Here is a 15390-nt window from a genome sequence, read left to right on the forward strand (position 1 = left end):
AACCGCACTAAATCGATGAAATTCGGGCTCGATTTCCCGCATCACGAAACGCACTCAACTCAGACTTTAAGTCGGGCGCCAAAGCTGCATGATCAAGGCGGTTTTTCAGCAGCCTGCTAGCTCTGCGGGAGACTCCGCACGCACAGCCGGGTTCGCAGCCTCTGCCCGCTTGGCCCCTGGCGAAACGGGGCCAAGAACCTCACCGGGTGTATTGCCGGGTTTGGGTGTACCCATCTTTCAGCTCGCGTTCATCTCAAAGCCATCGCCGTGACGCACGAGATAGCACTTCTCAACACGCACCGTGGTGCTGGCCTCAGAGGGGTAGCACTTACCCCCAACCGTACCACTTTTGACCCCTTTGGCCAGTCCCGCCTGATCGCCTTGGGTGCTGGGAATCTCACTGCGACTCATGACCAGCACGGGGTGTCCATTGCTGCGCACCGAGAGCGCCACATCAGCTGCGGCACTGAGCTGGGCCGTCACGGGGTAGGGCACGGGAGGTGTGCTGGAGCCCATAGGTGTCTTGCAGACATCAGGGCTGGTGCAGACCACCAGCCAGCCACTTTGCTGCCGTGCCATGAAGTCTTTAGCCATGGGCAGCCTCTCCAGCGTCCCGCGCACGCTCTGCTTTCAGGCCTTCAGGTGTGGGGCCTTGGTAATCAGCCGAAGGCTCCAGCGTCAACAAGTCCCGGGTTGGGTCCACCTCGAAGCGAGCCTCCAACACACGCACACCCGCCTGCTTCAGCACCGCGCATCGAAAGCTGAGCAAGAGACGGACGTCCTCTTGGTTCTCGTTATCCAACTCAATGTGATCCACCTGCATGGGGCAAGGCAAAACCAGGCCATCGTCCATCCGCATCAAGGCATACGCGCGATGCTTGGGCAAGGCCACGGTCGCCCACCCCCCACCTGGCGTGAGGTTCTCGGTTTGCAGCACATAGCCCCGCAGCAAATCAGGGAAGTCGATCTGCTGATCGGCTGGCGCCGCGTTGTAGTACGCAAAGTCAAAGTCTTTGGGTAACTTCGGATGACGGGTGTCGCGCCAGGCTTGGTCATAGGTACCGGCCAGTGCCAAGCGAGGTGCCCAAGCACGCCCTAAGGCAGCCAATCCAACAGGCTTTGCCTTATAGCTGGCGGCGACCTCTTTCATCCGCTCGGCAGACACCTCGCCTTCCGGATTCGAGGCCCACACAGGCGCCTCTAGGGGCGGTAGATCAGACGCTTCGATTTGAGGCGCAGGCAAGCTGCTCGGCAGGCGTCCAGTGGACTGTTTGACAGCGGCTTCCCAGCGCGCCTCCATCCATCCACAACCCACTGGATTGCTGAAGCAGACTTCGTTCAGCAAGGGCGGTGACACCTCGCCCGCAGAGCCAAGGCTCTTGGCCGCGGCAGGGACAATGCTGGCTCCTCCGAAGCTCTGCTCCCAGCGCAAGGGCACACTGAGGACGGCGGCGCTGCTACTGCGCTTCCAACCCAACAGGGGCGTTCGAAAGAACTCGCTCGGCCCACGCAAGGCAATGGTCTTATCGAGCACAACCCTGGAGCCTCGCGCCCGCACCGCCTCCAATCGCCGAGCGTAATCTCGCTGCGCATCCTCCCATTGCTGTTTCTGTCCCAGCGTCAAGCCCATCAAGGGATTCAATGCCACTGGCTTGCTGGGAGCAGGCACATGCTCCTTGAAGGTTTCGACCACTCTCAAGCGCGCTGTCCAGTGAGACGCGGGCTTGCCCTGCGGCGCAAAGCTCTGCCCGCGGACCAGCACATCGCATTTGGGCTTGTAAGGCGCCAAATCGCTTTCTTGCTTGATGCTGCTGTACCCCGGGGCGCCCCAATGCTCGTCGGCCAGACAGAGGCGGCAAGGGTCTTCGTCCATCAGGACGGCCGACCACTGCCCACCGTCTTGCACCAGGCGCAAGCCCACCTTGAGCACCACAACATGGTAGGCACGGTCCCGCGTATCAAGCGCGCTAAAGGCCAGCGCATCAAAGGGGGTCAGGTTGCGAAACTCCATGACAGTACCGAAGCTCAGTTCAAGTCAATGTCTTTGCCATTAATCTGCACCGGGCCACTCGCGTCAAAGAGGAACTCCGTGCCCTGAATCGTGACTTTGCCACTGCTGTCCATGCGTAGCACGCTGGCCCCACAACGCAGCTCGATCACGTCGCCTGCCGACAAGGTAAAACTCTGGCCCACGGTAACGCCGTGGTTGAGGGCTGTCGCATCTGAGCGCTGCGCACCTACCACTGTGGCCATCAGCCCACCGACATTGAGGTTGTACGCCGCGCCGACATTGACCATTTTGCCCAGCCCCACGTTCTGCATCGACGCCAGAGCAATCGTTTCCGTCTTGAACTTGCCCACATTGATGGACCAGTTCTTACCAATCTTGTCTCTCTCGTTTTTTTCAATGGTCTTGCTGCGGCTCGCCCCCACCGTGATCGTCTCATTCGCCCCGACCGTCTCCGTTCGGTTGATGCCAATGCTGATGGTCTCGTTCGCGCCCACATCCTCTTTGCGGTCGGCCCCGATGCTGATGGTTTCGTTGGTGCCCACCGTCTCGCTGCGGTTGTTGCCCACACTCACCGTCTCGTCATGGCCGATGGTCTTGCTGCGGTCCACGCCCACGCTGTGGCTTTCGCAGTTCTCCACCTCGATGCGCTGGTCTTTCTCGGCGTGCAGCCAGACTTCTTCTTGGCCTTTCTTGTCTTCAAAGCGCAGCGCGTTGGCGTTGTCATAGCCGCCGCCGGTGGTGGAGCGGCTGAGCATGCCGGTTTGGGTTTTGTTGGCCGGCAGCTCCCACGGCGGCATATTGTCTTGGTTGAAGACACGGCCGGTGACAAGAGGGCGGTCGGGGTTGCCGTCCAGCCATTGCACGATCACCTCTTGGCCGATGCGAGGCACCGCCATGAAGCCGAAGTTGCTACCCGCCCAGGTGCTGGCCACGCGCACCCAGGCGCTGGATTTTTCGTCGTACTGGCCTTCGCGGTCCCAGTGGAACTGCACCCGCACGCGGCCGTATTCGTCGGTGTGGATCTCCTCACCGGGTGGCCCGACCACGATGGCGGTTTGTAGGCCGTAGATCTTGGGCTCAGTGCTGTGGTGGCCGCGGCCGGGCCGCCAAGGGATTTTCTTGCGCAGGCTGTTGAAGCGGCAACGGTAGTCGGCCTCGGTGGTTTGTTGGGCTTCGTAGTTGTTGCTGGCTTCGTGGTGGATGTCGATGATCAAGAACTCCACGTCCTCGGGCTCGTCCATGCGCTTGAGCAGGTCTTGGTGGCCTTGCAACACAAAGCTTCGGCCACACTGGCCGTGGTCCTCGTCACCGGTCGCCTCAAAGTGTTTGGCGGCCGCCTCCATCTCTTCCATGCGGCGCAGCGCCAGGTCATCGCCTTCGGCTTGGCTGCCAAAGGCGTAGGCGCCGGCATAGTCGTAGACCTCCATGCGGGTGAGTTGGCCCTGCTGGTTCATGGAGGGCGCGCTGGCCTGCATGGGACGCGGCTGTTTGAAGTCGAACGACGATGCTGCATAGACCGTAGACGCCACGCTGCGCGCCCCACCGAAGGTCCACAGGCCACAACGGCGCACGCCGGTAGTGCCCTCCCAGCTCATGGCACCGCTGCCCTCGCAGGGCTCAGCCTGCGTGCTGTCGCCACACAGCACCAAGGTATGGCCGTCGGCACGGTGTTCGTACCAGTAGTGCCAGCCCAGGGCCTCCCAGCGGCGGTGCAGGTAGTTGTGGTCGGTTTCGTTGAACTGGCAGGCGTCTGTCATCTGCGGGTCTGGCCCTAGATGCCGGGGAGCCCAATCGGCCAGGTCGTAGTCAGCAAAGATCAGCTCGGTTTGCTCGCGAACGGTCTTGCGATGGAAGAGGTAGTTGTCTCGGCGGCGGCGCAGAAAGGCCATCCAAGGCAGGAGCAACATCTGGTAGTAGGCGAAGCCAGCGTCGTTTTTGACAAAGCGAAAGTCAAAGACATGGCCGTTGAAGTAGCGCAGGCTGCCGTCGTCGCGCACCAATTCGATGGTGACCAGCTTGCCCATCATGGACTTGAGGGGCACGTCCGGGTCGTCTGACAAGACTTCCACATGGAACTCGAAGTCGCGCGACAAGGACTCTTTGGCATCTAGCCGGTTGGCGACCAACAACGCCTCGGCAGGGCCGTCGTCATGCGGGAATTTCAATCGCAACAAGCGATTGGTTTGGCGCGGGGCGTTGAGTCGCGCGCGCAGCAGCGCAGCATCAGGCAGGGATCTCATGAGGTCTTCCACTCCAGCACCCCAGCCCAACACGCCCCAAACAGCAAGTGTGGCCGGCCCCAGGGGCGCATCAGCGGTGCACAAACGCACCGTTCTTATGACTGTGGCCAGCATGCGCCAGCGTTTTTCATGCTAGCACGGCTACTGCGTGGAAGAAGTCCCTAGTACAGCAGGACTGAGGAACTATGCCCTGCTATCCGGGTTCTGTGCACGCACTATGCGGCATACGCCTCGGGGTCTAGTCGCCGCATTTCGGCTTCGATCCACGTTTCGACTTCCCGCATCAACTCGTCAGGCTGACGGCCTTCCGACGAGATGGGGCGACCAATGGAGACATCGATGGTGCCAGGCTTCAGCAAAAAGCTCTTGCGGGGCCAGCAGACGGCGGAGGTCACGGCAATGGGCACGATGGGCTTGCCCGCCGCAATGGCCAAGCGCGAGGCGCCGGACTTATAGACGCCTTGCTCACCGCGCGCCGCACGCGTACCTTCTGGGAACATGATGACCCAGTTGCCTTCGGCCATGTAGCGCTTACCTTGCTCGGCCACTTTGCTCCAAGCCTCTGCGCGCTTGCTGCGGTCGATGTGGATCATGTCCATGCGGGCCATGGCCCAGCCAAAAAACGGAATCCATAGCAACTCGCGCTTAAACACGTAGCACAGCGGGTGCGGCATCAGGGCCGGAAAGGCAAAGGTCTCCCAGGTGCTTTGGTGTTTGGAGGCCAAGATCACGGCGTCGCGGGTATGGGCCGCATCGGGCACGTTCTCCATGCCGTGGATGCGGTAGTTCACACCGCAAATGGCACGTGCACCCCAGATCGAGAGCTTGAGCCAACCCGCACACATCCAGTAGATGCGAGTGCCATTCAGCACTGCTGAGGCCAAGACCACGACAGTAGCCCAAGGAATGACCGTGGCCGTTAAAAAAGCAATGTAGAACGCTGAACGCAGCGCCGAAAACAAACGTTGCATGGTCTTGTTATTGTCAATGTCCGGTGCGCGGGTTCGCGTCACGCTCAAGCAGGTGATGGGCAAAGGCCATCAAATCATCGTGCACCAAGGCGCCCGGCGCGGCAGCCAACCATTGGGCCACTTCCTCGGGCTGAACCCGGCCCGCACGGCCAGTGCGCACCAGGTGCGGCGGGCAGCCCGCAGCCAGGGCCGCCTCTAAGTCGCGCGGGGTGTCGCCCACCATGGGCACGTTCTTCAGGTCCACCCCATAGCGGCTGGCAATCTCGTGCATCAAGCCCGGGGCAGTCTTGCGGCACTCGCAATGCTCGTGCGCCGGATGCGGGCAGAAGAACACCGCATCAATGCGCCCACCTTTAGCCGCCAGCAGCTTCATCATGTGGACGTGCACGGCATTGAGCGCGCTCATGTCCACCAAGCCGCGGCCGATACCGCCTTGGTTGGTGGCGATGACCACGTGCCAGCCGGCATGGTTGAGCTTGGCCACGGCCTCCAGCGCGCCCGGCAGCGGCTCCCACTCAGACGGCTCTTTGACATGGTCCTCGCGAAAGCGATTGAGGATGCCGTCGCGGCCGATGATGATGAGCTTGGGGGCTTGCATGGTGAGGGCTCAGGCGCGGCGCTTCAGCTGGCCAAAGCAGCCAGGTCGGCCACGCGGTTCATGGCTTGGTGCAACTGGTTGAGCAAGGCCTGGCGGTTGGCGCGCAAGGCGGCGTCATCAGCATTGACCATCACGCCGTCAAAGAAGGCATCGACCGGCGCCTTGAGTGCCGCCAGCGCCGTCAGCGAACCGGCATAGTCATGCTGCTCGAACAGGCGGTCTGCTACCGGGCCGACTTGCACCAGCGCGGCTTGCAGGGCAGCTTCGGCGGGTTCTTTCAGCAGTTCAGTCGACACCGTCGTGGGCAGCGCGCCTTCAACCTTCTTCAGGATGTTGCCCACACGCTTGTTGGCGGCCGCCAGTGAGGCGGCCTCGGGCAGGGCCGCAAAGCTGCGCACCGCCGCCAAGCGCTTGGGCACATCGCCCAGGCGCGCTGGCTTGAGCGCCAGCACAGCTTCGACCTCTTGCGCGGTGTAGCCCTGGTCGCGCAGGGAGACGGCCAGGCGGTCGCTCATGAAGCTGGTTAAAGCCTCGCTGGGGTTGCTGATCAGCTCACCAAAGGCGGGCACCGCACCTGCCAACAACTCAGGCAGGTTCAGCGGCAGGTTCTTTTCGACCAAGATGCGGATCACGCCCAAGGCGTGGCGGCGCAGCGCGAAGGGGTCTTTGTCGCCGGTGGGCAGCTGGCCAATGCCAAACAAACCCACCAGGGTTTCGAGCTTGTCGGCCAGCGCCAGCACGGTGCCGGTGTGGTTGCGCGGCAGGGCGTCGCCGGCAAAGCGCGGCTTGTAGTGGTCTTCAATGGCGATGGCCACACCGTCGCGCAGGCCTTCGTGCCGAGCGTAGTAGCCGCCCATGATGCCTTGCAGCTCAGGGAACTCGCCCACCATGTCGGTCAGCAGGTCGGTCTTGGCCAGCAGCGCCGCTTGCTGCGCCTTGCTGTCCAGCACATCGAATTCGTCTTTGGCCTCGGCCGTGTAAGGCACGGTGGCCATGCGCAACTGCTTGACGATCTCATGCGCAATGGCGCGCACGCGCTCGGCGCGGTCACCCTGCGTGCCCAGCTTGCCGTGGTAAACCACCCGGGCCAGGCCAGGAACGCGGCTCTCCAGCGTCTTCTTGCGGTCTTGGTCGAAGAAGAACTTGGCATCAGCCAAGCGCGGGCGCACCACGCGCTCATTGCCTTGGATCACGGCGCTGGCATCGGCTGGTGCAATGTTGCTGACGATCAGGAACTTGTTCGTCAGCTTGCCTTGGGCGTCCAGCAGCGGGAAGTACTTTTGGTTGGCCTTCATGGTCAGGATCAGGCACTCTTGGGGCACGCCCAAGAATTCCTTCTCGAACTGACAGGTCAGCACATTGGGGCGCTCCACCAAGCCGGTGACTTCGTCCAGCAAGGCCTCGTCGTCAATCGGCGTGAGGCCTTCTTTGGCGGCGGCGGCGGCCAACTGGCGCACGATCTCGGCGCGGCGCTCATCAAAGCTGGCGATCACCGCGCCTTGTTCACGCAAAGCTTGCGCGTAGTGGTCGGCGTGCGTGATCTCAACCACGGCTTGTGCGGCTTCAAAGCGATGGCCTATGGTGCTGCGGCCAGCCTGTAGGCCCAGGGTCTGCAGCGGCACCACGTCGGCGCCATGCAGGGCCAGCAGCTTGTGGGCGGGGCGCACAAACTTCACGTCGCTCCAGCCATCGGCCAATTGGTAGGTCATGACCTTAGGGATAGGCAGCTTGGCCAGGGCTTCGTCCAGCGCCTTTTGCAGGCCCTCGGCCAAGCTGGCGCCGGGCACCACGCTGTCCAAGAACAGGGCTTCGGCCTTGCCATCGGGCAGACGCTTGAGTTGCGGGACCACAGCCGCATCGGCGCCCACCGAGGCCAGCTTCTTCAGCAAGGCGGGGGTCGCTTGGCCGTCAGCCGTCAAGGCCACAGCCACAGGCATGAGCTTGAGCTGCTGGGCTTTGTCGGCGGCCTTGGGTGCAACCGCCGCCACATGCACGCCCAGGCGGCGCGGTGAAGCAAACGAGGTCACGGCGGCGCCTGCAGCCGCCAGGCCTTGGGCCTTCAGGCTGGCCGCCAGCGTGGCCGCGAAGGACTCGCCCAGCTTTTTGAGGGCCTTGGGGGGCAGCTCTTCGACAAACAGTTCAAGGAGGAGGTTTTGCGTGCTCATGATGGGTCTCAGGCCTGCGCTTTGGTGCTGTCTTTTTGGGCGGCCTTCTCAGCCTTGGCGGCGAGTTGGGCGATGACTTCTTCACCCCAGGCCTTGGGCGCCATGGGGAAGCCCAGACGGGCACGGCTGTCGAGGTAGCTTTGGGCCACGGCGCGGGCCAAGTTGCGGATGCGGCCGATGTAGGCAGCGCGCTCGGTGACGCTGATGGCACCACGAGCGTCCAGCAGGTTGAAGGTGTGGGCTGCCTTCAGCACTTGCTCATAGGCAGGCAGCGCCAGTTGCTGGGCCATCAGGTGCTGGGCATTGCCCTCGTGCGCGCCGAAGGCCTGCAACAAGAACTCAACATTGCTGTGCTCGAAGTTGTAGGTCGACTGCTCAACCTCGTTCTGCAAAAACACATCGCCGTAGCTGATACCGGGTGCATAGACCAGGTCGTAGACGTTTTCCACGCCTTGCAGATACATGGCCAGACGCTCCAGGCCATAGGTGATCTCGCCGGTGATGGGCTTGCAGTCGATGCCGCCGACCTGCTGGAAGTAGGTGAACTGGGTCACCTCCATGCCGTTGAGCCAGACCTCCCAGCCCAGGCCCCAGGCGCCCAGCGTGGGGTTCTCCCAGTCGTCCTCCACAAAGCGCACATCGTTCTTCTTGAGGTCGAAGCCCAGGGCTTCCAGCGAGCCCAGATACAGCTCCAAGATATTGGCCGGCGCGGGCTTGAGCACCACCTGGTATTGGTAGTAGTGCTGCAAGCGGTTGGGGTTTTGGCCATAACGGCCGTCTTTGGGGCGGCGGCTGGGCTGCACATAAGCGGCCTTCCAAGGCTCCGGGCCCAAGGCGCGCAAGAAGGTGGCGGTGTGGCTGGTGCCCGCACCCACCTCCATGTCATAGGGCTGCAGCAGGGCGCAACCCTGGGCATCCCAATAGGCTTGGAGCTTCAGAATGATTTGCTGGAAGGTGAGCATCGTGCGGCCAGGGTTCTTGTTTGGCAGGGGCGAAGGGGCTGGCAGCCCCCGTCGCGCAGGGAGGGTCGATTCTAAGTTCAGCGGACTCGGCGCTGCCTCGACCAAGCAGGGAGTATGAGCATCAATGCCAAGGCCCACAGCGGCCACAGCCCCGCCTGGGCCAGCCACCGAGCATAAGGCGTCTCGCCCAAGCGGCCTTCGACCTGGGCCTCTAGGATGCCGGTGGTCCAGGCCGGGAGGCTGGCCGTCACTTCGCCACGGTGGTTGATGACGCCGGTGGCGCCCGTGTTGGTGGCGCGGATGAACGGGCGTTGGAACTCCAAGGCCCGCATGCGGGAAAACTGCTGGTGCTGCTCTTGCACCATGTGGCGGCCAAACCAGGCCAGGTTGGTGGCATTGGCAAACACCGTGGCGGCATCTGGCCCCAACACGCTGGCGGCAAAGTCCTCGCCAAACAAATCTTCATAGCAGATCAAGGGCCGCACGCGCTGGCCTGCGATGGCAAACGCCGCCTCTTGCTGGCCACTGGCTTGGTCCCCCAGCGGGATGCGCATCAAGTCGACAAACCAGCGAAAGCCCGGCGGCACAAACTCACCAAAGGGCAGCAAGTGGCGTTTTCCGTAGGCATAGTCTTCGGCCGAGCCGGGGGTGACGCCCACCATGGAATTGACCCAGCCTTGTTCGTCGCTGCCCAAGAAGGTGCCCAGCAGTGCGCCACGGCCTTCTGAGCGACGAATGGGCGCCGTCAACTCGGCCCAATAACTGGGGTCGAGCAGGTCACGAGGCACGGGCAAGACAGACTCTGGTGTCACGACCAACTGCCCTCTGGCGGCCCGCACTTGGTCTGCCAGCGCCTGCATATTGCCTGCCAGGCGGTCGGGGTCGAACTTGAGGTTCTGCGGCACATTGGGCTGCAGCAGGCTGACGCTCATCACCCCGCTAGACGTGGTGAACTCGGACACCCCCGCCCAGCGCGGCACCGCAGCCAACAGCAGGGGCAATAGCAGCCCCGCGAACACCCCGGCCGAGCGGTGGCGCAGCAGTTGCGCCAAGCAGGCCGCACTCAGCGCCGCCAGCGCCCCCATGGCATAGACGCCCACCCAGGGGGCCCAGCCCGCCAGCGGGCCGTCGGTATGCACATAGCCGGAGGCGATCCAGGGAAAACCGGTGAACCACTGTGCGCGGGCCAACTCGGCCGCGAGCCAGGCACCCGCAAAGAGCAAGGCGTCCGCCACCGGCGAGCCACTGCGCCAGCGCGCCACCGCCGCCATGGCCAAGGCCAGATACAGCGAGAGCGCGGCGGCCAGCAGCAGCACCGCTGTGATGGACAGGGCCGAGGGCATGCCGCCGAACTCGTGCATGCTGATGTGCAGCCACCACAGCCCGGCCGACAGCCAGCCCACGCCAAAGCACCAGCCCCACCACGCCGCACGCTGTGGGGTGGCGCGCAGCACCAGCGCGGCCAGCAGCGCCAGCAAAGGCCATTGCAAGGCCCACCAACCCCAAGGCGCAAAGGCGAGGTTGTGCGCTGCACCTGCGGCCCACAGGGCCAAGCCGCCCCCCCAGAAGGTGGCGCGCGAGGTGGGCGCCACCATCATGAAGCGGTGGACGAGCCAGCGTCCAAGCGGCGCACGCGGAACCAGCGCACGGCACCACCCCGGGTCAGCATCACCGTGAAGGACAGGCCGCCGCACTCCACCGTCTCGCCACGGCGGGGCACATGGCCCAGCTCATGGGCAATCAGCCCGCCAATGGTGTCAAAGTCATCGCTCGAAAACGCCAGGCCAAACGTCGAGGCCACGACCGCAATGTCGGCATCACCGGCCACCCGATGGCTGCCATCGGCCAGGGTGTAGATGCCGCTTTCTGCGTCGGCGTCGTCAAACTCGTCTTCGATCTCGCCGACGATTTCTTCGAGCACGTCTTCAATGGTGATCAGGCCCGCCGTGGTGCCAAACTCGTCGATCACGATGGCCAGGTGGTTGCGGTTGGAGCGGAAGTCGCGCAGCAGCTCGTTCAAGCCCTTGGACTCCGGCACAAAGACGGCCGGGCGCAAGAGCGTGCGCAGGTTCAGCTCCGGCGCGCGCTGCAACTTGAGCAAATCCTTGGCCATCAAGATGCCAATGATGTTGTCGCGGCCGTCTTCGGTCACCGGGAAACGGGAGTGGCCGGTCTCAATGACGGTGGCCAGCAACTCGTCGTACGGGGCGTCAATGTCCAGCACGTCCATACGGGGTGCGGCCACCATCACATCGCCCGCCACCATGTCGGCCATGCGCAGCACGCCTTCCAACATGGCTCGGCTTTGGGGCTCGATCAGGTCTCGCTGCTCGGCCTCGGCCAAGGTTTCGATGAGCTCGTCCTTGGAGTCCGGGCCTGGCGAGATGAACTCAACCAGACGCTCAAAGAAGGTGCGTTTATCGGAATGAGGCCCCTCACCTTGGCGGTGCTGCGGGCTGTGGCCGCCTCGTGGCGGCCTAGAAGACTGAGGTTCGGACACAAACGGGTGCCGGGAGTTGAGTTCCAGCAAGAATACTCCATCTGCTTGACAATCACGCCCTTGGCCGCCCGGCGTGGCCCGCCGCCAACGCAGCGACCGGCCCCCCTTGATTCCTCTAGAGAACCCACCATGCCCCTCATTCCAGCCACCATCCTCACCGGCTTTCTAGGTGCCGGCAAAACCACGCTGCTCAAGCGCGTGCTGTCGGAGAGCCACGGGCAAAAGATCGCCGTGATCGAGAACGAGTTCGGTGAAGAGAACATCGACACCGACATCTTGGTCACCGAAACCCAAGAGCAGATCATCCAGATGAGCAATGGCTGCGTCTGCTGCACCATCCGCGAAGACCTGCGCACCACTCTGGCTGAGTTGGCCGCCAAGCGCCGCAAGGGCGAGCTGGACTTTGAGCGCGTGGTGATCGAGACCACCGGCTTGGCCGACCCCGGCCCCGTGGCCCAGACCTTCTTCATGGACGATGAAGTGGCCGAGAGCTATGTGCTGGACTCCATCTTGACCCTGGTGGACGCCAAGCACGCCCAAACCCAGTTGGACGAGCGCCAAGAGGCGCGCCGCCAAGTGGGCTTTGCCGATCAAATCTTCATCAGCAAAACAGATTTGGTGGACGCCGCCAGCGTGGACGCCCTGAAGCACCGCCTTAAGCACATGAACCCGCGTGCGCCCCAGCACCAGGTTCATTTTGGTGAAGTGCCGATTGCCAGCGTGTTTGACCTGCGCGGCTTCAACCTGAATGCCAAGCTGGACATCGACCCCGATTTCCTGACAGAAGGCCACGGGCACGGCCACCATGATCATCATGATCATGAGCACGATGAGCACTGCGACCACCCGCACCACCATCATCATGATGACGATGTGAAGTCCTTTGTGTTCCGCTCGGACAAAGCGCTCTCGCCCACCAAGCTCGAAGACTTCTTGGGCGCCATCGTGCAGGTCTACGGCCCCAAGATGCTGCGCTACAAGGGCGTGTTGTGGCTCAAAGGCTCCGAGCGCAAGGTCATCTTCCAGGGTGTGCACCAGCTGATGGGCAGCGACTTGGGCCCCAAGTGGGCGCCTGGCGAAGCCAAAGTGAGCAAGATGGTGTTTATTGGCATCGATTTGCCCAAAGATATTCTTTTGCAGGGCTTGGAGGGTTGTTTGGCATGACAAATGCCAGGGTCTGTGCGCAGAATGTCCGCTCCCGGCTGGTGCTGGCGGGGCAAATGGTCGCCCGCTGCATCGGACTGGTGGCTACAATCCGCGCGCCCATCGTGGTGTCTTAACCACAGTCACCCGGGGGTGCGGGGGTATAACCACCGCTTCACGTGCGACCTGGGTGAGGAGACGGACTGTGAGCAAGACCCCGGCTAAAGCTGACGCCACGGCAAAAGGTGCTGAGAAAAAGCCTGCCGCTGCGGCGAAAACGCCTGCCAAGAAAGCTGCCCCGGCAGCCAGCAAAACATCGACTGCAGCGCCCGCTGCGGCCAAAGCCCCGGCTGCTTCTGCGGCCAAAACCAAACCTGCGGCCGCGCCAAAGGCGGCCGCTAAGCCCTCCCCTGTGGCTGCAGCGCCTGTACGCGCAGCAGCCCCCACCGGCTCGACGTCGAGTTTCAATGACCGATTCTCGCCCGCTAAGCCACAGACCAAGACCTATCCGGAACCCATGACAGCAGTTAAGCCCACCGCCAAGGTGGACCCCAAGTTGGCCAACGCCTGGAAGACCAAGGCCGGCAAAGAATTGACCCAGGATGAGCTGCTGGCCATGCCTGAGTCGGAGTACATGAACGACAAGCAGTTGGAGTACTTCCGCAACGAATTGCAGTCGCAAAAAGACGCCCTGCTGTCGAACGCGGGGGAGACCACCGAGCATTTGCGTGAAGACACCTCCATCGTGCCCGACCCAGCAGACCGGGCCACGATTGAAGAAGAGCATGCGTTGGAGCTGCGCACGCGCGACCGCGAGCGCAAGCTGCTGAAGAAGATCTCGCAAGCCATTGCCAGCATCGACTCCGGTGACTATGGCTACTGCGATGAGACGGGCGAGCCCATCGGCCTGCGCCGCTTGCTGGCCCGCCCGACCGCGACGCTGTCGCTGGAAGCCCAGCAGCGCCGCGAAATGAAGCAGAAGATGTTTGGGGACTGATCTAAGGGGCCTCAAAGCGGCCTAGCGCCACTTTCTAGACCTGGACTCGCGCTCGATGCAGACCTGATGCAGGGCCAGAGAAACGGGCGCCACCCTACCTGCGCGAGACAAGATGAAACTCAGCGGCGAATCCTCAGCGCGCGATGCGGCGGCCGAGGCCGAAAAGGCCGAACTCAAGGCCATGATCGAGCGCAAGCGGCGCAACGACTTCGTGCGCAAGCGCGAACTCGACATGCTGCGCCGCATTCGCCGAGAAGGCCTGTCGCCCGAACAGGCGGCCGCCCTGGATGCCACCTCGCGCATTGACGAGTCCGAAGTCCGGCTCACCCAGCCGCCAGGCAGCACGGCTGTCAAAGACAAAATCGACGCCATCGAAAAGCAGATGGTGGGCAGTGCCTCTTCGCTGGCACGTACCGCCGTGGCCCCCAGGCCTGGCGTGCGTCCGCCCATCAGCAACCTGCCCACCTTAACGGCGCAAATTGACGCCGAGCCCACCGTGCCCATGGGCTTGGTGGCCTCCGGGTTTGACACCCCCACCGAGCCCATGACGCTGGGTTCGGCGCCGCCCGCTGCAGCAGCGGCCCCCAACCCCATCGCGGCCAACCCTTTGGGGGCCCTGGCCGCGCCGGTGGCTGCGGCTCCCAAGGCGCCGCAGGCCCCTGCAGGGGGCTTGCTCTTGGCTCAGCGGGCACTGCACGACCTCGAAGTCAGCGACATTGCGCACGACCCCGAGTTGGACGAGGCCGTCATCGCCTTTGCCAATGCTGACTTTGCCCATGCCGAAAAACTGCTGCTCAACCTGATCAGTCACAAGGGCAGTCGGCGTACGCACTTGGACACTTGGCTGACCGTGTTCGACCTGTTCCGCGCCACGGGTCAACACAACCCCTTTGACAATCTGTCATTGGATTTCGCCCAGCACTTCCAGCGCTCGGCGCCGCAATGGTTCTCCTTGCCCCGCTTGGTGGCGGATACCACGACCTCCACTGCGGCGCGCCAACGTGATGGCGGCCCGGTGGCCGTGGGCTGGGTCTGCCCCAGCACCTTGGACGCGGAAGCGGTGGTGCAGCTCAGCTCGCAGACCATGCAATTGCCCAAGCCCTGGGTGCTCGATTGGTCGGTGCTGCAGGTCATTGATGCCGATGGCGCCTCGCGCCTGCGCGCCCTGTTCCGCCAGTGGGCCGGCATGGACGTGGAGATGCGCTGGATTGGCGGCGACCACCTCTTTGCCATCTTGCAAGACTCGGCCCCGGTGGGCGTTCGCGACGCCGACCCTGCCATTTGGCTGGCCCGCTTAGAGGCCATGCGCTTGGTCAACCGGCCGGATCAGTTTGACGATGTCGCCATCGACTATTGCGTGACCTACGAGGTCTCGCCGCCGAGTTGGGAGCCCGCCGAGTGCGTGGCTCGCCTCAGCGGCAGCACCACGGGTGCCGTCAGCACACGGTCGGCCTCCATGTCCTTGGTGGGCGAGCCCGTCACCACTTTGCTGGATGAGCAGTCGGGGGGGCGCTCGCAGCCCGTCACCACCTTGGAGTTGTCGGGCCAACTCTCGGGTGACATCAACCCCACTCTAGAGAGCCTGAACGCCAAGCTGGGCGCGGCCGAGATTGTGCGCATTTCCTGCGCGCTGCTGATTCGGGTGGATTTTGTCGCTGCCGGTGATCTGCTGAACTGGGTGGTGGCCAAGCGCTCAGAAGGCCGCCACATCAGCTTCGTCGATGTGCATCGCTTGGTGGCCTTGATGTTCAGCGCCATGGGTGTGGGCGAGCACGCCCAAGTGCAGTTGCGCCACGCCTGAAG

At 63.3% G+C, this 15390-nt stretch carries 12 protein-coding genes; 3 read left to right on the top strand and 9 right to left on the bottom strand.

Annotation, left to right across the window (positions count from 1 at the left end; all coding sequences use genetic code 11):
• Positions 1 to 237: 237 nt before the first annotated feature.
• The 9 genes from ACIQ3Q_RS16440 to ACIQ3Q_RS16480 form a co-directional block, all read right to left on the bottom strand.
• Positions 238 to 594, bottom strand: coding sequence for a DUF4150 domain-containing protein (locus ACIQ3Q_RS16440; RefSeq protein WP_396270264.1), 357 nt, complete (start codon positions 592 to 594; stop codon positions 238 to 240).
• Positions 587 to 2011, bottom strand: coding sequence for a DUF2169 domain-containing protein (locus ACIQ3Q_RS16445; protein ID WP_396270265.1), 1425 nt, complete (start codon positions 2009 to 2011; stop codon positions 587 to 589). The genes ACIQ3Q_RS16440 and ACIQ3Q_RS16445 overlap by 8 nt, the downstream gene beginning before the upstream one ends.
• A 14-nt stretch (positions 2012 to 2025) precedes the next feature.
• On the bottom strand, positions 2026 to 4251 hold the full coding sequence (locus tag ACIQ3Q_RS16450; RefSeq protein WP_396270266.1) for a type VI secretion system Vgr family protein: 2226 nt from the start codon (positions 4249 to 4251) through the stop codon (positions 2026 to 2028).
• A gap of 215 nt (positions 4252 to 4466) precedes the next feature.
• Complete coding sequence (locus ACIQ3Q_RS16455) at positions 4467 to 5222, bottom strand: lysophospholipid acyltransferase family protein (protein WP_396270267.1); 756 nt, start codon at positions 5220 to 5222, stop codon at positions 4467 to 4469.
• A 13-nt stretch (positions 5223 to 5235) separates the two neighbouring features.
• Positions 5236 to 5820, bottom strand: coding sequence for a D-glycero-beta-D-manno-heptose 1,7-bisphosphate 7-phosphatase (gmhB, locus tag ACIQ3Q_RS16460; RefSeq protein ID WP_396270268.1), 585 nt, complete (start codon positions 5818 to 5820; stop codon positions 5236 to 5238).
• A gap of 23 nt (positions 5821 to 5843) precedes the next feature.
• Positions 5844 to 7985, bottom strand: coding sequence for a glycine--tRNA ligase subunit beta (glyS, locus tag ACIQ3Q_RS16465; RefSeq protein WP_396270269.1), 2142 nt, complete (start codon positions 7983 to 7985; stop codon positions 5844 to 5846).
• A gap of 8 nt (positions 7986 to 7993) precedes the next feature.
• The gene (glyQ, locus tag ACIQ3Q_RS16470; RefSeq protein WP_396270270.1) at positions 7994 to 8947 is read right to left on the bottom strand and encodes a glycine--tRNA ligase subunit alpha; all 954 of its coding nucleotides are present in this window, start codon (positions 8945 to 8947) and stop codon (positions 7994 to 7996) included.
• A gap of 77 nt (positions 8948 to 9024) precedes the next feature.
• The gene (gene lnt / locus ACIQ3Q_RS16475; RefSeq protein WP_396270271.1) at positions 9025 to 10545 is read right to left on the bottom strand and encodes an apolipoprotein N-acyltransferase; all 1521 of its coding nucleotides are present in this window, start codon (positions 10543 to 10545) and stop codon (positions 9025 to 9027) included.
• Positions 10542 to 11447 (bottom strand): HlyC/CorC family transporter, encoded by a 906-nt coding sequence (locus ACIQ3Q_RS16480; RefSeq protein WP_396270292.1) that lies wholly within the window; start codon positions 11445 to 11447, stop codon positions 10542 to 10544. The genes lnt and ACIQ3Q_RS16480 overlap by 4 nt, the downstream gene beginning before the upstream one ends.
• A 129-nt stretch (positions 11448 to 11576) precedes the next feature.
• Between ACIQ3Q_RS16480 and ACIQ3Q_RS16485 the strand changes: the two genes are divergently transcribed.
• The 3 genes from ACIQ3Q_RS16485 to ACIQ3Q_RS16495 all read left to right on the top strand — a co-directional run bounded on the left by ACIQ3Q_RS16485 (position 11577) and on the right by ACIQ3Q_RS16495 (position 15388).
• Positions 11577 to 12611, top strand: a complete 1035-nt coding sequence (locus ACIQ3Q_RS16485; protein ID WP_396270272.1) for a CobW family GTP-binding protein — start codon at positions 11577 to 11579, stop codon at positions 12609 to 12611.
• Positions 12612 to 13107: 496 nt separating this feature from the next.
• Complete coding sequence (gene dksA, locus ACIQ3Q_RS16490) at positions 13108 to 13587, top strand: RNA polymerase-binding protein DksA (RefSeq protein ID WP_396270273.1); 480 nt, start codon at positions 13108 to 13110, stop codon at positions 13585 to 13587.
• A 112-nt stretch (positions 13588 to 13699) separates the two neighbouring features.
• Positions 13700 to 15388: an STAS domain-containing protein gene (locus tag ACIQ3Q_RS16495; protein WP_396270274.1), complete on the top strand. Its 1689-nt coding sequence runs from the start codon at positions 13700 to 13702 to the stop codon at positions 15386 to 15388.
• Positions 15389 to 15390 lie beyond the last annotated feature (2 nt).

The organism is Ideonella sp., assembly GCF_044358605.1.
In the GTDB taxonomy this organism is placed as follows: Bacteria; Pseudomonadota; Gammaproteobacteria; order Burkholderiales; family Burkholderiaceae_C; genus Ideonella.